This window comes from Spirulina sp. LEGE 11439 (assembly GCF_059821285.1).
Genome location: NZ_JCAMRX010000014.1, coordinates 93,380 through 112,286, shown reverse-complemented (window position 1 = coordinate 112,286; position 18,907 = coordinate 93,380). Strand labels below are relative to the sequence as shown.

The 18,907-nt window shown below is 44.7% G+C and carries 14 protein-coding genes; 6 read left to right on the top strand and 8 right to left on the bottom strand.

The window, feature by feature from the left end:
- Window positions 1–412 precede the first annotated feature (412 nt).
- From AC6RV6_RS12300 to AC6RV6_RS12290, 3 genes are all read right to left on the bottom strand, one after another.
- Window positions 413–868 (bottom strand): lasso peptide biosynthesis B2 protein, encoded by a 456-nt coding sequence (locus AC6RV6_RS12300; protein ID WP_500241130.1) that lies wholly within the window; start codon window positions 866–868, stop codon window positions 413–415.
- A complete protein-coding gene (locus AC6RV6_RS12295) occupies window positions 840–1,127 on the bottom strand; it encodes a PqqD family protein (protein ID WP_500241129.1) in 288 nt (95 codons plus the stop codon). Before AC6RV6_RS12295 ends, AC6RV6_RS12300 begins: the two co-directional genes overlap by 29 nt.
- A gap of 117 nt (window positions 1,128–1,244) precedes the next feature.
- On the bottom strand, window positions 1,245–1,958 hold the full coding sequence (locus tag AC6RV6_RS12290; RefSeq protein WP_500241138.1) for a pentapeptide repeat-containing protein: 714 nt from the start codon (window positions 1,956–1,958) through the stop codon (window positions 1,245–1,247).
- Window positions 1,959–2,183: 225 nt separating this feature from the next.
- Between AC6RV6_RS12290 and AC6RV6_RS12285 the strand changes: the two genes are divergently transcribed.
- Window positions 2,184–2,438 (top strand): DJ-1/PfpI family protein, encoded by a 255-nt coding sequence (locus tag AC6RV6_RS12285; protein ID WP_500241128.1) that lies wholly within the window; start codon window positions 2,184–2,186, stop codon window positions 2,436–2,438.
- Window positions 2,439–2,550: 112 nt separating this feature from the next.
- Here AC6RV6_RS12285 and AC6RV6_RS12280 read toward each other — a convergent pair whose 3' ends face one another.
- The 4 genes from AC6RV6_RS12280 to AC6RV6_RS12265 all read right to left on the bottom strand — a co-directional run bounded on the left by AC6RV6_RS12280 (window position 2,551) and on the right by AC6RV6_RS12265 (window position 7,105).
- Window positions 2,551–3,207 carry an NAD(P)H-dependent oxidoreductase gene (locus AC6RV6_RS12280; RefSeq protein WP_500241127.1) on the bottom strand — a complete coding sequence of 219 codons (657 nt, stop codon included), beginning with the start codon at window positions 3,205–3,207 and terminating at the stop codon, window positions 2,551–2,553.
- 241 nt (window positions 3,208–3,448) lie between these two features.
- A complete protein-coding gene (locus AC6RV6_RS12275) occupies window positions 3,449–4,549 on the bottom strand; it encodes a PEP-CTERM sorting domain-containing protein (RefSeq protein WP_500241126.1) in 1,101 nt (366 codons plus the stop codon).
- Window positions 4,550–4,771: 222 nt separating this feature from the next.
- Window positions 4,772–5,716, bottom strand: coding sequence for a glycosyltransferase family 2 protein (locus AC6RV6_RS12270; protein ID WP_500241137.1), 945 nt, complete (start codon window positions 5,714–5,716; stop codon window positions 4,772–4,774).
- Window positions 5,717–5,857: 141 nt separating this feature from the next.
- Window positions 5,858–7,105, bottom strand: a complete 1,248-nt coding sequence (locus AC6RV6_RS12265; RefSeq protein ID WP_500241136.1) for a pentapeptide repeat-containing protein — start codon at window positions 7,103–7,105, stop codon at window positions 5,858–5,860.
- A 129-nt stretch (window positions 7,106–7,234) separates the two neighbouring features.
- Here AC6RV6_RS12265 and AC6RV6_RS12260 point away from each other — a divergent pair, with 129 nt between their 5' ends.
- Window positions 7,235–8,026 (top strand): Uma2 family endonuclease, encoded by a 792-nt coding sequence (locus tag AC6RV6_RS12260; protein ID WP_500241125.1) that lies wholly within the window; start codon window positions 7,235–7,237, stop codon window positions 8,024–8,026.
- Between the two features lie 280 nt (window positions 8,027–8,306).
- On the opposite strand, the gene ggt is transcribed toward AC6RV6_RS12260, so the two are convergent.
- Window positions 8,307–9,884, bottom strand: a complete 1,578-nt coding sequence (gene ggt, locus AC6RV6_RS12255; protein WP_500241124.1) for a gamma-glutamyltransferase — start codon at window positions 9,882–9,884, stop codon at window positions 8,307–8,309.
- Between the two features lie 95 nt (window positions 9,885–9,979).
- Between ggt and AC6RV6_RS12250 the strand changes: the two genes are divergently transcribed.
- The 4 genes from AC6RV6_RS12250 to AC6RV6_RS12235 all read left to right on the top strand — a co-directional run bounded on the left by AC6RV6_RS12250 (window position 9,980) and on the right by AC6RV6_RS12235 (window position 18,662).
- Window positions 9,980–11,233: a tetratricopeptide repeat protein gene (locus tag AC6RV6_RS12250; protein ID WP_500241123.1), complete on the top strand. Its 1,254-nt coding sequence runs from the start codon at window positions 9,980–9,982 to the stop codon at window positions 11,231–11,233.
- Between the two features lie 95 nt (window positions 11,234–11,328).
- The gene (locus AC6RV6_RS12245; protein WP_500241122.1) at window positions 11,329–12,747 is read left to right on the top strand and encodes a P-loop NTPase family protein; all 1,419 of its coding nucleotides are present in this window, start codon (window positions 11,329–11,331) and stop codon (window positions 12,745–12,747) included.
- A gap of 13 nt (window positions 12,748–12,760) precedes the next feature.
- Window positions 12,761–17,884 (top strand): nSTAND1 domain-containing NTPase, encoded by a 5,124-nt coding sequence (locus tag AC6RV6_RS12240; RefSeq protein ID WP_500241121.1) that lies wholly within the window; start codon window positions 12,761–12,763, stop codon window positions 17,882–17,884.
- A gap of 10 nt (window positions 17,885–17,894) precedes the next feature.
- A complete protein-coding gene (locus AC6RV6_RS12235) occupies window positions 17,895–18,662 on the top strand; it encodes a glucosamine-6-phosphate deaminase (protein ID WP_500241120.1) in 768 nt (255 codons plus the stop codon).
- The last annotated feature ends 245 nt before the right edge of the window (window positions 18,663–18,907 follow it).

Below are 18,907 nucleotides of genomic sequence, written 5' to 3'. Positions count from 1 at the left end.
TTACTGTACTATTTATCTCTTTTTAGCACAACAACTTCGGTAGACCCGATTTTTCCTACACCGTAATCACAGTCATTGGGAGAGAGTGGGAGAGGTAATTTGATTGTGAGGGAAAAGGAGGGCAATCGGGAATTCTGGAGCGCTCAATTGCGATCTTACACTGAGACAAATAAAAAAAAATTGTTAGGACTTACACATTGACAAAAAGACCAAAACAGGAAGATGATATGTTGAATGCTCACGCGATTGCAGTAAAAAAAACATTAGACAAGTCTCTAAGCCATCAACAGCCAAGCAGATAGAAAAGCTAACAGCGTTAATGTATATAGTTGTCTCAAAGAAAGAGAGGGATAAAACTCGATGGGACACAATTGTCAAACTAAGCTGGATGTATCCTTCCTTGGTTTTGCTTCTAAATGGGGCGATCGAACATGGCAAAATCTTCGCGCACATTCCGAACTTCATTTAAAGCAATGCCTTGATATTCGACCCAAGCATGAGCCTCAAATTCACCGCGATCGCGTCGCACCCCGATTCTCAATTCACTCTCAATTCCCTGCCAGTAAAGTAAATGCCACAAGACCAAAGATTGTTTTAAACAATTGGCGCAGGGTTGACAATAACGAGCGGCAATTTTGACCATTGCGGCGGTTTGCGTTACCTGTTGTTCTTGTTCCGAACCAGAAAGTGTTAAATTTTGCTGAGGGAGTCGAGTTAATAGCTTTTGGATTCTTTTCAGACCCAAACGAGGCAGCGCGATCGCAACAAAAATCAAACCCAAAAACGCCCGCAAAAAAAGCGATCGCTCTCGAGGGGATAAATTTTTTAAAGTCGCACATTTACGAACCAGTAACTTGAACCAGCCCATGTTCGCTCAATTGCTCGATTAACTCTAACAAATCTCGTTTTAAGTGTATCTTATCAACTTCATACTCTGCCAATAACAATTGATAAGCTGCTTGAATAGACTCAGATTCATTCAAAACGATCAGCATTCGCGTCCCCACTTCATCCAAGCCAAAATATTCTTCACTCTCGAGATTGAGCAAAACAGATTCCCCCGCCAAATCTTGGATGAGAATATCTTCAGCTAAAGAAACTTTTTGAGTTAGGACTAAATCGGACATTGAGGAAAAGAAAAAAGAGAAGGAAGGAAAAGGGAGAGAGGGGAAAGAAAGAACTCGCTTGTTCTGTTGGGTGTGAGGATTTTACCTCTCTCGCGCGATCGCAATGCCAACAAAAAATTAGCTGACAACCAATTGCCCTTCCGTGGTTAAACCAATCGTGCCATCTAACTTAGCGTTATCCAATTGCGTGCCGATTAAATTTGCACCAATTAGATAAGCTCCAACTAATAGCGCACTCGCCAAATTGGTATTGAGCAAATTTGCATTAGAAAGATTGGCATCTGTGAGGTTAGCGCCGATAAGATTCGCATCGCTGAGATCCGCGCGAACTAACTTAGCTTCGCTAAGATCCGCACTTAAGAGCTTAGCCGAGACGAGATTGGTGGTACTTAAATTTGCTCCACCGAGATCGGCACTGCTCAAATTAGCACTATTAAATTTTGCCCCAATGAGATTTGCGCCAACCAATTTAACGGCTCCCAAATTGGCCTCGCTCAAACTGGCGTTAACCAAAGTCGCAAACGTTAAATCCGAGGCGCTTAAAACGGTTCCATTGAGATTAGCATCAAAGAGATTGATTCCTTTTGCATCCGCGCCTCTAATGTTGGCTCGGGTTAAATCGGCATTGACGAAGTTGGCATAACTCAGATCGGCACCGCTTAGATTAGCACCACTGAGGTTAGCGCCACTAAGATTCGTGCAGTACAGATTAGCACCACTGAGGTCAGCGCCACTGAGGTCAAAGTTGCTCAAGTTGGCGTGACTCAAATCTCCGCCTTGGCATTTCTTCGTTTCGAGTAATCTTTCGATATCTCCAGTATTGTCAGCCATATTCTTTGTTGAATGGGTGGGGTGCAAGTCAACCAAAATAATAGCAGCATTAGGGGGTTGTGATGAGTTTTGCACGTTGAGTTTTGAATTGAGAGAATATGCTGTTAGAAATAAGCAAATTTAAGCACTCATGACCCAACCCAAACAATATCAGATTGGCTTGTTGATTTACCCCGGCATGACTCAACTCGATATTTGGACGTTTTATGCGTTCCGGGAGGAAGCATGGGACAAGTAGAAACCATGCAAGATCTGGAAGTTTTGGGCTTTTTGCAGGAGCGGGGAAAAACGGCTCAATATATTACATCTGTTTGTACGGGGTCTCTCATTCTGGCGGCGGCGGGTTTGCTTCAGGGATATCGTGCGGCTTGTCACTGGGCATTTCGCGAGCAATTGGCGCTATTTGGTATGGAGGTTGGAACGGAATGCGTTGCGGTCGATCGCGATCGCATTACAGGGGGTGGCGTAACAGCAGGATAGATTTTGCTCTCGTTGTTGCCAAGGAGCTTTTCGGGGAGGAAATGGCAAAAACAATCCAAAGTACAATCCTGCGCTGTATGGGAAGCAGCAAGCGCAGGACGAGACTTTTCAGTTAAATATATTCTACGACCTCTTCGGTGGGATAGCGGACTTTTTTGCGGGTAGCATATTTGTCATCTTCAGCGCGATATCCTGCGGGACAAACGACAACGGCTTGATAGCCTTTTTCTGCTAGTCCTAAAATTTCATCGTACTTATCAGGGACAAATCCTTCCATCGGACAAGTATCGATGCTCAACATCGCCGCACAAGTCATGTACTGTCCGAGGGCAATATACACTTGTCGGGTTGACCAGTCGTTGATATTGAAAGGGTAGGGGGGTTTTTGCAAAAATCCTTTGACAACATTGCCGAATCCTTGTAGGTTTTCGATGGGAGTTTCTTGGACTTCTGCCATCCGTTGAACGTAGCGGTCAACATCAGTCGCGTTGATATCTTTTTTAATTGCTAAGACAACAAGATGAGAAGCATCAACAACTTGATTTTGTCCCCAAGAATGAGGCAGTAATTGTTGACGAATGGCCGGATCGCGAACGATGAAAAATTTCCACGGTTGCAGTCCAAAAGAAGAAGGAGCAAGGACAAGACTTTGTTCTAGGATTTTCCAGATATCATCGGGAATTTTTTTGGAGTCATCAAACTTTTTGACTGCGTAGCGCCAATAAAGTTGTTGGTGGACGGATTCAGGGGAGAACTCAGAAGGATTCATAAATATGCAGTGCGATCGAGTTAACAAGTTTTATCGCTCGTTATGTTAGCAGAAAATGAGACCGGAGACGATCCGATCGCTTCAATGCTATAGAGCCATAACAAGCCCGTACAGTTTTATTTGGATAGAGTGAAGTATAAAAGTTAAATTACGATCGAGCGATCGCAGTATCAATAAAATTGAAAATTTTTAATTGTTAGTAGAATGCAACCCTGACTGGACTCAAAAACTCTTATTCGCCTTAACTCGGTTTACGTTTTAACAAAAATCCACCCACACCGACGACGAAAAGACCCAGCAAAGAAGTCGGTTCGGGGACTCGCTGGGATTCTGCTTCATTAAAAAACCAATTATAATTGCTATTAAAGAAAATATTGCTGCGGGTAATGGCAAAATGTTGATTCCCCGTTTCATTATTCGTACCGAGGTTAGTGCCAAAACTTTGCGATTCTGCAAAACCCGTTTCGCTATTATCGAATCCCAAAAGAATATCGGCTGCATCAGTCAAACCGACAAAATTGAGTGCAAAGGTATAATCGTCATCTGTCCCGGCAATTTCATCAACTCCAGCCATTGAATAGAGCATTCCGGCAACATCATCGGCACCTAAGTTGCGTTGGGTTTCGCCAAAAAAAGCACCTTGCTGTAGGACAGCCTCTGTATTGCTGTAGCCAAGAGCATTCCCCACTGTGCGATCGGCGTTGGCTGAATAATTATCGCCGATGGGGAGTTGGGAAATATCGCGAGTATAGGTGGTTGAGTCTACAACACCTAGATCGGTTGCAAAAGGGTCGTTATCTGCGATGCGAAAAAAGTTGCGATTTTCGTCATCTCCCCGTAAATCGTCTGCCGAGCCAATGATACCATCTGCCCCAGCATTTAGGTCTAAACTCCCGTTTGCGCCCGGTCTTGCCTTTGTATAGTTTCTTCTGTTTCCACCCACTCCCGATTCTGAACCGAGATTCGGATGTGCCAATCCTAAAGAGTGACCCAACTCATGTAAGAGTACTGATTCAAAATCTATTTGATTATTGTTAAGTTCTGCGAAATCGAGATTTCCGGTGGTGGGGATGAGGTTGTTCCATGTATTGATAACATTCTGAGTTGACCCGATCATCTCTTGAGCAAATATACTGCTGGAGTCGATGCCGATGTCGATACTGTAATGCCCTCCCGTGCCGTTATAACCGATTTGGTGAGCCACCCGAGGCGTGTTGAAGCTATTGAAGAGAAAGGAAAACGCATGGCTGGGACGAGCATCTGCGATCGCGATCCCCAGAGTCAAAGCACCAAGGCTGTAGGGAATATACCGTGAAAATCTGGAGAGGAAGTCAGAGCGCATAGCTTAAAGATTGTTAACTTATTTACTACAATAAAAATAAAAGAAAAGGCTGGAGATCGGCCATGACTCCCCTTTTTTTAAGCAATGTAACTAAGTAAAAACCACAATGATGCGATCGCGGGCCAACGAAATCCGCTAAAGACGCAATAACATCCGCTATTACTCTGGATTTGTTTATGAACTTTTACTTAAATCCGGTTTTATCAACATAATATTAATCAGTTATCTATCTTCTTCAAATCCTCTCACTTCTCCTAAAGTATATAAAGGTCTGCCTTTGACTTCTTCGTAAATGCGTCCGATATATTCTCCTAAGATCCCAATGCTGACCAGTTGTACCGCCCCAAGGAAGAAAACGGCAATATGAATGGTGGCAAAACCCGTTAAAGAAGCGGTAGGCTGGACAATGCGCCAATAGAGAACCATAAACGCCATAATTAACGCGATCGCGGCGGCAAATAACCCCATATACGTTGAAATTCGTAAGGGAATGCGAGAAAAGGAAATAATCCCATTTAAAGCAAGGGAAAATGATTTACGAAAGGTATATTTTCTCGCTCCCGAAAAGCGAGAATCTCGTTCAAATTTAATTGCAGTTTGACGAAATCCCACCCAAGAACGCAGTCCTCGTAAATAGCGATTGCGCTCGGGCATTGCATTTAAAACATCAACGACTTGCCGATCCATTAAGCAAAAATCCCCTGTATCTGTAGGGATGTCGATATCGGCAAGGCGTTTGAGAATACGATAAAACCAATAAGCATACAACTGTTTCAGCCAATTTTCTCGATGACGCTTGCTGCGTTGGGCATAAACCACTTCATAACCTGCTTGCCATTGTTCCGCCATCGCGATCGCTAATTCGGGAGGATCTTGTAAATCTGCATCCATAATAATAATGGCTTCCCCTCGCACAAAATTCAGCCCCGCAGTGACGGCAATTTGATGACCGAAATTTCTTGCCAAACTTAAATAACAAAAACGAGGATCTTTCTCGTGCAGTTCCCGCATGAGAAATAAAGAGCGATCGCGGCTGCCATCATTAATTAAAATAAATTCTGCCGTCCCATCCAAATTGTTTGCGACTTCTTGTAAGCGCTTGGACAGTTCGAGAATATTACTTTCTTCGTTGTAAATCGGAATAACAAAAGTATATTTAGGACGCACTTTTTCAATGAACAATTATCAATAGGTCGATGGGATCTGGCAAATGCAATTCGCCATCCCTGCTCCCTATCGGGAACGCTAACACGAACGACCTCAATTATCAATGAACCACGACCAATTATCAATAAATTGCGAATTATCTTATCTTCCTAATTTATTGGGAATGCCCGCACAGCCCCCCGGAATCGTCGCGCGAGTTTGTTTGTCCCCCCAATAGCAGAGATAACAGCGTTGTTCTTCGCTGAGACGCTGAACTCCAGTAAAATTGGCTTTTTCGATGACGGCTCCGGTATGGGCTCCGGTTTCGTAATTGGGAGGGGTGGTGAGACTGCGAGGACTGGCGGTTTCCACATTCCCGTAAAAAAACCGCGTTCCTTTAATATCAGCTTCTCGTAAATCGGCATCGTATAACACCGTCCGGGCTAAATTAGCTTTGACGAGATCGCAATGGCTGAAGTTCGCACCGATGAGATAAGCCTCGCTTAAGTCTGTCCAGCGCAAATCGGTTTTAGAGAGGTCGGCGCGGGCGAGCATGACCCCGAGATCGATGACGCGCAACCCGTTCTTGCGATCTTCGTCGTAACCCCCAGCACCGTCGAGAATAGCGCGTCCTAAAAGCCCATCTCGCCGCAAGGGGGTTAAGAGTTTAGATTGAGAGAGAAAGCGCAGGATTTTGGCTTTTCCCGCCGCATCGACACTACTTAAAATTGCGGCGGTGCGCCCTTCGGCAAAAGCTCTCTCTTGCGGCCAATCTTCCAGCAAACCTTCATCACTTAAAGCGAGGTCGGAAATGCCTTGGAAATACGCATCGATGGTTTGTTGTTGGGTAATGGCGTTTTGGCGAATAGTTAAATCTTTAGAAATCACATATTGTTGCCATGCGACGTAGACCGCGAGAACGGCGATCGCAATTTGTCCGAAGGCTCCAAACCAATCCGCCCAAGAGCCGAACTCGTCCCAATTATTGGCTTGCAACCAAGTGCGAATTCCGCGAAATATGCCAAAAAAGCGAGCAAATCCAGCGATCGCCGCGATCGTGCCGACGGTTCCCAGTACAATTGCTCGTTCGGAAGGGGTGAGGAATTTTACCAACCAACGTCGAATCGCTGGGAAAATAATGCGAAGGGAAATGAGGAGGGTGACGAGGGAGCCAGCGAAGAGGAGCAAGGAGAGATTGAGAAACCAGCCCAGTCCCATGACTCCAATGGCAACGAGAACCACGGCTCCGTTGAAGGCTGGCGATCGTATTTCCCCATCTTGGGAATTTTGAGACGCGGTAAAGGTGCGGGACACCATCGCCAGTTGTTGTTGAGTGGGAAGTGGAAGCGGCGATCGCTCTTTCGTGCCGTTGTTGGCGCTAGTTGGTGGGGATTCAGGTTCAATGGTCATAGCGATCGCGAGTTTGCAGGTGATTTTTATTTTACCTGTTGCTTGTTCTGGATTTTGCCGCGATCGCATTCAATTCCTACCGCGAAGCCTTCGCAGTATAATAGTATTGTCCTTGCCTTTTCTGCGGTCATGACTTCAATTCAAACTGTTACCGCGCTTCCCGACCATACTCAATTGCCTTGCGAAGACGGCACTTTTGTGAAAAACTTTCAAGAACATCCTCAAAGCATTCTCCTCACGGATTCGATTACGCCAATTCTCGATCGCATCCATTCCGACGAACAGTATTGTATTGGTCAAGATAGCGCGATTTATTGGCGCATGACGGATCCTCCCCTCGAAGGAGCAAAATCGCCAGATTGGTTTTATGTTCCCAATGTTCCCCCGACCTTAGATGGACAAATGCGGCGTTCTTACGTGCTGTGGCAAGAAATTATTCCGCCGCAAATCGTTATCGAGTTCGTGTCGGGAAATGGAGCAGAGGAGCGCGATAAAACCCCGTGGAAGGGCAAATTTTGGATTTACGAAACGGTGATTCGACCGGCTTATTATGGGATTTATGAAGTGAGACGGGAGCGAGTTGAGGTATATCGGTTAGTAGAAAATCGCTATGAACTTATGGCAGTCAATGAGCGCGATCGCTTTCCCATTGAGGCGTTGGGAGTAGAGTTAGGGCTTTGGCAAGGACGCTATAAAAATGTCGAGTTGTCGTGGTTGCGTTGGTGGGATAGTGAGAGGAATTTATTGCTCACAGGAGAAGAAAGAGCAGAACAAGAACGTATCAGAGCCGATCGCGCCGAATTAATTTTACAACAAGAACGCCAAGAAAAGGAGCAAGAAAGAGCCAGAGCCGATCGCGCTGAGTCAGAGTTAGAGGCGTTGAAAAAGCGCCTTCGGGAATTGGAAGGTGAAGGTGTTTAACTTTGCTTTTTCTTTTGATCTGCTCCCCATTTTGTTCTCGATCTTTTTCTTGTCAAACTCTTTCGATTCCAAAGACATGGATCCTGATTACCACTATTTTTTTAATAAATGCGATCGCTCCCGATACGCTTTGAGGAAGCGATCGTATTCACTCTCAGCACATAAAACCAATCTGGCATTTTCACAATCGTGCGACTATCCGAGGAATCATATTTGATTGCCTTGTTTACTTTTGCGATCGCGAATCGTACAAAGTATAACTGATCTCAATATAGTTCATTCACTGATAACTGTTCCCTGAAACCGCGCCACCTCGACGCGGATCTCCTGCACCTTCCATCTTTCCTTCCGGTGTTTTTCTCACTCCATGAACGCCGCCAAAAAACATATTTTTATCGCTCCAACAATGAATATTCGTCCCTTCAGGAAAATCAAGAGTTTTTAAACTTTCCTCGCAATAAGGCGGTTCAATACTAAATAATCCATTTTCCCAATGAATGCGAGGATTATTAATTGCTTGCTCAATAGAAAAATCAAAATCAATTAAATTAGAAATAACCTGTAAAATTGCCGTGCGAATGCGATTCGATCCCCCCGAACCCAGCACGATTTCTGGTTTATTATTTTTCAAGACGAGAGTCGGAGCCATCATCGAAGAAATGCGCCGATCGCACGGCCATTCATGAAACCCCAAAGGATTCAAATCCGCCTCTCCGAGCATATTATTCATCATCACTCCTGTCCCCGGAATGACATAAGAAGAACCTTCTCCATTCGATGTCGTTGCCGTCGCTGCATTCCCTTCCTCATCCATAACGCTAACATGAGTCGTACTGCCCCATTTATTTAAAATTCCTTGTAATTTATCGCGATATTGATCCACATGATTCCCCGAGAGAAACTCATGAGCAACATTCTCTTGATAGATTCTCGCATCGTAACCATCTTTTCTCGCCTCATTGGTCAAACACATAATATGAGACAGAATTTGTAAATGGCGATCGCTTCCAAATTCAAGCGCTTGAAAATTCACCGTTTCTAATAACTCTAAAGCAAAAGCAATCAGCGCTCCACCCGAACTCGGGGGCGGGTTGGTCAGCATTTTTCGCCCGCGATAATCGATCGCTAAAGGCTGCCGACGAAGGACTCGATATTCTCGTAAATCCTCTAATGTTAAATAGCCTCCTTTCTCCTGAGAATCTTGCACCAATTTGCGGGCAATTTCTCCTTGATAAAATAAATCTGCTCCTTCCTCCGTCAAAGCCGTCAGGGTATCGGCCAGATCCGCACAATATAAAACTTCCCCTGCCTGCAAGAGGCGATCGCTCGGGGCATAAATTTTCCGCGATTCCGGCAGAGCAAGTAAAATAGGAACTAAAAGTTCGCTAATACAAAATCCTTGAAACGGGCTAATTTTCACCCCATTTTTGGCATAAGCGATCGCCGGTTCGGCAACAACTTTAAACGGCAATCGTCCCAATTGTTGATGCACGGCAAAAACTCCGGCAACATTCCCCGGTACCGCCATCGCCCCTAAACCAATGTGAAAAGCCTGCACCGCATCGCCAAAGTTAACATCGACTTCATAAAAATCAACTTCTTCTAAAGGTCTTTTCTGTCTTGGCGTTTGCGTGAAAAAATCAAATAAAATATTCTCCCCTACTCTTGTATGTGCCAAAAGAAATCCCCCACCTCCCGCCGAAGTTAGAAGCGGTTCCACCACAAAAGAAGCTAAAATGGCTGCGATCGCCGCATCAAAAGCATTGCCTCCCGCGAGAAACATTGCTCGTCCCGCTTCTGCGGTTTTGGGGTGTCCGGCAGCAACAATGCCGCGAGTTTTGGATTGAGCGATGGTCATGGGGAATAATTATCTACAATAAAGAATTCGCGTTTTCTAGAGTAGTCGAGACCGTGAGCGATCGCTTACAAGGAAATAGAAGGATTTGAGGCAGAATGAGTAAGGAACACTACCAAGATTATCGCGATTTAGTCTATCAATTACTAAAGTGTTCGAGTGATGAAAAACTCGACCTTCTCGCCGATCGCAGAGAACTCCTCGATGCGGGTTTGGTGGAAACTCTCTCGCAAATTGCCGCCGAGTTAATTGCCAAAGGGGAGTTTAGCGAGGCACAGAATTTACAAAAGCTCGCGACTCGTATTAATGCCGACCTCGGCAAGATTTCCGCTCCCGAAGAGCCGGTGATTCCCTTGCAAGCCAAACAAGAAGCCGATCGCTTGTTACAACAGGGGATCGATCGCTATCAAACCAGTCAGTTTAAATCGGCGTTGCATTCTTGGCAACAAGCCCTCGGGATTTATCAAGAAATTGGCGATGCGGCCGGAGAAGCCGATGCTCTCAGCAATTTGGGCATTGCCTTACAATCTTTAGGACAATATCAAAAAGCGATCGAGCGCTATCAACAATCTTTAGCTATCAAGCGAGAAAGCGGCGAATGGCTGCATATTTCCACCGCCAAGCGATCGCGCGAAGCCAGCCAAATCGAGCATCACGTCCAAGGGGAATACAATCTCGCCATGAAACTCGCTATCGAGCATTTTGACAAGCATTTTCTCCTTGCTCGTTCCATTGGCGATCGCCTCGGAGAAGCCAAATCTCTCGCTAATCTTGGTAGAGCCTATGAATCCCTCGGCCAGCACCTCAAGGCCATCGATTATCACCAACGCGCTTTAGAGATCGCGAAAACTATCGGCGATCGTTCATTGGCCTCTCGATCGCTACTCGATTTAGGTTTAGCTTGCGAAGCATCGGCAGCATACCCCCGAGCCGTAGAATGCTATCAACGCTATCTCGCTTTAACTGATTCTGGCAGCGAAGCCGATCGCGTCGATCTAGCCTTGGGCGGACTGGGAAATACTTATTATTGTTTGGCAGAATACGATCTCGCTTTAGATTACTATCAGCAGTATTTAATCATCACCCAAACTCAAAACGACCCCTCTGCCATCTCTACGGCTTGGAGTGGTTTAGGTAATACTTACTATTGTCAGAGAAACTACGAGAAATCCCTAACAGCTTATCGTCAAGCACTGACTTATAAGCAAGAATACGGCGATCGCTTCGGCGAGGCGATCGTACTGGCTAACCTGAGTAAAGTTCTCACGGCGATCGGCAATTATCAAGAAGCACAAACCTATCAACATCAGTCTTTAACCCTCAAGCGCAGTTTGGAAATGACCTCGGATTAATTGCCATTCTCTCGATGAACTGTCAAAATTGCGAGTTGCTAAGACCTCGATCGCCCCCTACAATCAAAACAAGAGCGACACCTCGGGCAAGCATTATGGCGCTAGATTTACGCAAATTTTTTCAAGCTACCAATCCCAGTAAAACCCTTACTGTAGAAGACGAGCAAGATCGCCTTTACTATATCGATTTTTCTGCGGTGCGAGGGGGTCAGATTATCGAAGAAATTCGCGATAATATCGCGTTCTTTTCCCCCGAAGAACCCACTTGTCAGTTATTCACCGGACATATCGGCTGCGGGAAATCGACGGAACTGCGGCGACTGGAAGCCGAACTCAAACAAAACGGCTTTCATGTCATTTACTTTGAGTCTTCCGAAGATTTAGAAATGGGAGATGTGGACGTGGGAGATATTTTACTTGCGATCGCCCGACGCGTCAGCGAAAGTCTCGCCAGCTTGCACGTTCCCCTCGAAGAACCCCGAGGCTTAAAAAGTCTCTTGCAAGGGGCTGCAAAATTATTGCAAACGGAAATCGAACTTTCCGGAGAGGCCTCAATTCCGGGAGTCGGAACCGTAAAAGGGAGTAGTGAAGGAGACTTTGCGGCTGAGGTTGGAGTCGGATTTGCCCAAGTTAATGCCAGCAATGAGGGATTATCCCTCGTTGCTCCCGGAATCGGAAAAATTACCGCCAAAGCCAAAAATAGCCCCGAACTCCGCAGTAAATTGCGCGAATATCTCGGACCTCGCACGGCTTCTTTGCTGGAAACGATTAATCAAGAACTTCTCGTACCCGCGAAAACCCAACTCAAGGCTCTCGATAAGGCAGGATTGGTGGTGATTGTCGATAACCTCGATCGCGTGGAAAATCGCCCCACAGCTTGGGGTCGTCCTCAACACGAATATCTCTTTGTCGATCGCGGCGAACAACTCAATCAACTCAATTGCCATGTTATCTATACCATGCCCCTCGCCTTGATGTTCTCCAATGACCTCAATCGTCTGACCAGTCGCTTTGCTACGGACCCTCACGTTTTACCGATGGTCCCCGTGCGCTTTAGCGATGGCAGCGAATGTTGTGAAGGCATGGCACTATTAAGGCAGATGGTTCTCGCTCGCGCCTTCCCTCGAGAATCTCCCGAACAACGCATCGAGCGCATCACTGAAATTTTCGATACACCTGAAACCCTCGATCGCCTGTGTCAAGTGAGTGGCGGTCACGTTCGCGGACTCTTACGACTGCTCAATGATTGGATTAAAAAACAACGTCAATTCCCCCTCACTCGCAAGATCCTCGAATTAGTCATCCGCAAGCAATACGATCGCATGAGTAAAGCGATCGACGATGAAGAATGGGCGCTTCTACGACAAGTTCGGGATAAAAAACGAGTCAGTGGCGATGCAAATTACGATGTTTTAGTCCGCAGTATGTTTGTTTATGAATATCGCGACGAGGAAGAATCTTGGTTTGAAGTAAATCCCTTATTAGCCGAATCAAAATATCTCGATATCGAGTGAGGAAGAAAGAGCGATGAACGATACCACGCAAAATTCCCTTGAAGAACTAATCTGGGCGATCGAAACCCAAGCCGATGTTAACGAATTTAACATTATTATCGTTCGCTGTAATTCGGCCAATTTGCGAAAGCGCTTAGAAAAACGCTTGCGATCGCTCTGTAAATTAAAAATCTGTTCGGTGGAACTCGCTCCCTCAACCACAAGACTTTATCGAACCTTACAGGCTCAATTCTGTCAGAATAGCCCGCAGGTTCTTATGGTTTCTAATTTTGAAGATCTCGCTCATTTAGAGTCCGTTCTCACCGGAGCCAATCAAATTCGTGAAGAATTTCGGAAAAATTTTCCCATTCCTATTGTCTGGTGGGTGAATGACAATGTTATTGCTAAAATTAAGCGCATTGCTCCCGATTTAGAAAGCTGGGTGACTACAGTCGAATTTGAATTAAGCGATGAAGATTTAATCGATTTTATTGAAAATTTAGCCGATGAGATTTTTACGCGGTTTTTAACACGAGGATCCGTTCGAGCTTTAGATTATGTCAATAGTGATTTAGATTTATCGATTTCCCGCCGACAAGAACTTTTAGCAACCCAACAAGAATTACGCGATCGCAACATTCAATTAGATCCTTATTTAGAAGGAAGTTTAGAATTTATCTTAACTGTGGCCGGTTCTACCTCTCTGCCTGATTCTCTCTTACAATACGAACGCAGCCTGCAACTACTTAAAAATTGTCACGAACTCTGCGATCGTGAAGAAAGTTCTAATTCTTCCTCCATCGATGAAGACCGACAAACAGAGAATAACGCCGATAATGAATGGCTGAGCTTAACCCAAAAAGGACGCTTTCCCAAACGTCAAAAAAGTGCAAGAATCGCAACTATATTTTCTCAGTTACACCAATCAAAAATCAAAGAACGTCATGGTTGCTTAGCTTACTGCTTGGGAGTCTGGTGGCGCAATTATGGCATTCAAACGCCTGTGTATTGCGAGCCTGCTTTTGAGATTGCGAGGGATTACTTTAGCGAAACAATTAATATCTTTGAAAAGGCCAATCGCGGCGATCTGGTTGCTAAATTTATTAACGCATTAGGAGATATATTAGAACGTTTGCAAGAATGGGAAAAATTGGAAAAGAATGGGAAAAAAGCCCTTAAACTCCATCAAAATCACCCCAATGCTTTTCGTCTGGCCCGAGCTTATGGATTATTAGCAGCGGCTGCTTTAGGGCAAAATAATTATGAAGATGCGATCGAATTATCAGGAAAAGCTATCTCAATCTCTAAACAAACTCCTCCAGATTCTCTCATTCCTAGCAAAAAAATACCCAACTTAGAATGGGTGCGTTCTTACAATCAAGCCAGTTATTTATTGATTTTAGCAAAAGCCAAAAAAGCATTAGGACTGATGCGGGAAGCCGTCGAACATCTACAAGTCGCAAAAACAAAAACAAGTTTTCTTTACGAACCGCAAAATTATATTGAGATTTTACAAGAACTTCACGATGCTTATCGCGATCGCAAAGAATATTTAAAAGCCTATCGTTGTAAAGCAGAAAAACATTCCGTACAACAACAATATGGATTGCGAGCATTCATTGGTGCGGGAAGTTTACAACCCAGCCAACAACTCAGCAATGATTTTGCGAAGAACATCATAGGAAGCGGTAAAATCGCTCGCGAAATTGTCGCTTCAGGAAGAGATAGCGATATTGCTAATTTAATCGAACGGATGAGCCGTCCCGATTATAAACTCACCGTGATTTACGGACAATCTGGAGTGGGTAAAAGTTCATTGATTCAAGCAGGATTAATCCCCGAACTCAAACAGAAATCAATTGGCACGCGAGATGTTTTAATTGTCTTACGTCGCGTTTATACCGATTGGATTCAAGATTTAGCGGAAGCCCTCGATCGCGAAGTGACAAACGCTCGAGAAAATTACCCTTCTTTTGAGTCTGGAGAGAAAAAAAAGATATCCGAAACAGATATAAAACAAAATCCACAAATAGAAATTGCCAGAATCATTAATCGACTCAATCAAAATGCTGACAATAATTTTTTAACGATTCTTGCCTTCGATCAATTTGAAGAATTCTTTTTTGTTCATCAAAAACTCAAACAACGGCAATCTTTCTATAATTTTATTGCGAATTGTTTAGATGTTCCTTATACTAAAATTATTTTTTCTCTACAAGAAGATTATCTTTTTTATTTACTAGAACTCACTCGCTATAAATCTCTAAATACAATTAATAATAATATTTTAGATAAAAATATTCTTTATTATTTGGGAAACTTTACACCGAAAGAAGCGCGATCGACGATTACAAGATTAACCCAAGAAACTCATCTCTTTCTCGAACTTTCCCTCATTAATGAATTAGTCGAAGATTTAGCCGGCGATCGCGGGGAAGTTCGCCCAATCGAATTACAAGTTGTTGGCGAACAACTTCAAGCCGAAAAAATTACCACCTTAGCCCAATACCTCGAACGAGGTCCTAAAGAAAGTTTGGTACAGCGCTATTTAGCAGAAACCCTTGAGGAGTGCGGCCTCGAACATCAACAAATTGCTCAACTCGTCCTCTATCTCCTCACGGATGAAAATAATACTCGTCCCTTGAAAACCCGCAAAGAAATTGAAAAAGGACTCCAATCTTTACTCCCTCAAACTAACATAAAAATAGAGAAACTCAATTTAGTTTTAAACATTTTTATTGAGTCCGGATTGGTCTTTGTCTTGCCAGAAATGTCAGGAATTCGCTATTATCAACTCGTTCACGATTATCTCGTGCGCTTTATCCGCAAGCAACACGGAGATAAATTACGCGCTCAATTAAAAGCAGCAGAAGAACGCAATCAAAAAAGTGAGGCTCGCTTGAGTCGTCTTTTAAGTTTTATAACATTAGGTGCGGCGGCGGCGGCGGTGATGTTAGGGATTCTCAGTCTTTCTTTACAACGCACGATAGACCGTCAGAAACGAGAAGAAGTGAATGCTGCTGTCAATGAAATTCGTGCTTTGAGCAGTTCCTCCGAAGCCCTTTTTTCCTCCGATCGCGTCTTTGATGCCCTACTGGAAAGTTTACGAAGCGGTACAAAATATCATCATATTTTACAACACCCTTATTATACGTTACCTTCTGCCCTCGATACTCACTTGCGTTCTGGGATTTTAACCGCATTGCAACAAGGCATATTTTGGGTCAGAGAATTCGATCGCTTAGAAGGTCATCGCGGTGATGTTTGGGCAGTCCGTTTTAGTCCAGATGGTCAATATATCGCCTCCGGGAGTGCTGATGGCACGATAAAAATTTGGGATAGAAACAGAAATCTGGTGGAAACCATTGAGGCTCATACAGGTAGAGTACGCGATTTTGATTGGTCTCCCACTGCCCCTCTTTTAATTACAGCCGGGATCGATCGCGCTCTCGTTCTCTGGAAGCGACAAGAGCGCTCATTTTCTCCCCTCAAAACCTTCAAAAAGCATCAAGGATTTATTAATACCGTTCAATTTGCTCCGGATGGAAAAACCTTTATTGCCGGAGATAACCAAGGTGAAATTATCATTCGGACGATAGAAGGAAAATTAGTACAAAGCTGGACGGCTCACAAGACGGCGATCGAAAAACTGCGATTCAGTCCCGATGGTCGCTCCCTCGTTTCCGTCGATACCGAGGGGGAAATTGCCATTTGGTTTTCTGACGGTACTTTAGCACGACGATTTCGCGGTCACCTTTTGCGGATAGAAAGCCTTGCTTTTAGTCCCGACAATCAAAGATTTGCCACTGCCAGTGAAGACAAAACCATCAAAATCTGGCAGCGAAATGGTACCCTTTCAACCACAATAGCCCTCGAACATCAGAGTTTTGGCTTGGCATTCAGTCCGGACGGCAAAACCCTAGCTTCGGCGAATTCAGATACAACCCTGAAAATTTGGGATGTAGACGGTCGTTTACAAACAACATTAGTCGGGCATGATTCCCGTGCCAGTACGGTTGCTTTTAGTCCGGACGGGCAAATATTAGTCTCGGGAGGCAACGATCGCTCTGTGAGATTGTGGAAATTACAACGAGAATTTTTGCAGGTTTTAGAGGCACATCAAGGTGAGGTGAACTCTCTCATGTTTTCCCCAGATGGTACTATTTTGGCTTCGGGCGGTGAAGAGGGTCGGGTGAAACTCTGGCGGTCTGATGGAAGCCTCATTCAATCCTTGCAGCCTCAAGATACTAAAATTGCTAGAGTTCGCTTTAGTCACGACAGTCAGATTCTTGCGGCTGGAGGTTGGGATGGAACTGTCTATTTTTGGCACAGAAACGCAAATGGTACCTTCGACACAGCCCCGACTCGCCGGCTTCGAGTTCACGAAGAACCCGCTCAAAACTTAGCTTTTAGCCCCAACGGTCAATTTTTGGCCACGAGCGGGGATGAAGTGAAATTATGGACAATTGATGGTACTCTCGTGCAAACCTTAACAGCTCACGATGACTCGATTACAGGAATTCGTTTTAGTGAGGATGGCTTGCTGTTAATTTCCACCAGTTGGGATAACTCGAGCGTTCTCTGGGAATTCGATCGCGATCGCCTCATCTTCAAACAAGCACTGTGGGGTCATCACGGTGAAGTTATGGATGGTAGTTTCAGTCCAAACAGTCAAATTGTGGCCACGGGCAGTGAGGATAATACGATTAAACTCTGGACGAGAGAGGGAAAATTAGTGCAAACTTTGGGAGAACAACCCCAGCAAATACAGAACAGCGATCGCGACAAACCGATACATTTGCAAACGTCTGGTCACGTCGATGCCGTTTACGCCATTCGTTTTAGTCCCGATGGTAAAATATTGGCTTCTGGGGGTCACGATCGCTCTGCGAAACTGTGGCAGTCTGACGGTTCTTTAATGATGACTTTGCAGGGACACAATGCGACGATTAATAGCTTAGATTTTCATCCTCAAGGGTCGCTTCTCGCCACGGCTGGTCAAGATGGTCGCATTGTCTTCTGGCAGTTAGACAAGGTAGGCGATTTAAACGTACTGTTGCAACGGGGTTGTGAATGGGTTCATTCTTATCTGGAAACAAATATCTCTCTTTCTCCTCACGATCGCCAAATGTGCAACCGCTTTATCAATGAGCAATGAACAATTATCAATGAACAATTATCAATTCGATCGCCTTGTGGTACGGGTTTATGAAAATGCTGACGAAATGGCGATCGCGGCGGCAAAATGGGCGAGAGACTATTTACGATCGCGTATTTCCCAACAAAATAAAGCCAGAACAATTTGGGCAACGGGGAGTTCGCAAATTAGCTTTTTAGAGACTTTAACAACTTTGCCAGAGATTGAGTGGAATAAAATAACAGGGCTGCATTTAGATGAATATTTGGGCATCGATCGCGAACATCCCGCTAGTTTTCGCCACTATTTACGCGATCGCTTTGTACAAAAAGTTCCTTTTGCGAACTTTCATTATATTGAAGGGGATAGCGAGCAACCTTTGGCAGAATGCGATCGCTATGCTCGACTTTTGCGTGAAGAGGCGATCGATTTATGTTGTTTGGGAGTAGGAGAAAATGGACACCTCGCTTTTAACGATCCCGGGGTTGCTGACTTTAACGATCCTTATTGGGTGAAATTAGTCAAATTAGATGCCAAAAATCGCCAACAGCAATGCGATCGCGGTGATTTTCCCAGTTTGGAGAAGGTTCCTATTTATGCTTTTTCTCTCACCCTTCCCGCCATTTTTACCGCGCAGCAATGCCTTTGTCTCGTTTCTGGGGCGCACAAAGCCGCAATTGTTGCCAGAATGCTAACGGGGGAAATTTCGACTGAATGTCCCGCTTCTGGATTGCGCGATCGCGCGAATGCTATCTTATTTTTAGATCGAGAAGCTGCTGCGCCTCTTCTATCGCTCTAACTTCCCGATTAACTATAGTTATATGCTTATTTAGACAAAAAAAAGAAGGGGAACCCCCTTTCTTGAAAAATTTGTTTTTTCGATTCAATAATCCTCGAACTATTCGCCCCCAACGGGAACGGGTTCGGCGATCTCTTCTGGCTGAGTTGTTTCCTCTACAGCCGTTGTTTCCTCTACAGCCGTTGTTTCCTCTACAGCCGTTGTTTCTTCTACAGCCGTTGTTTCCTCTACAGCCGTTGTTTCCT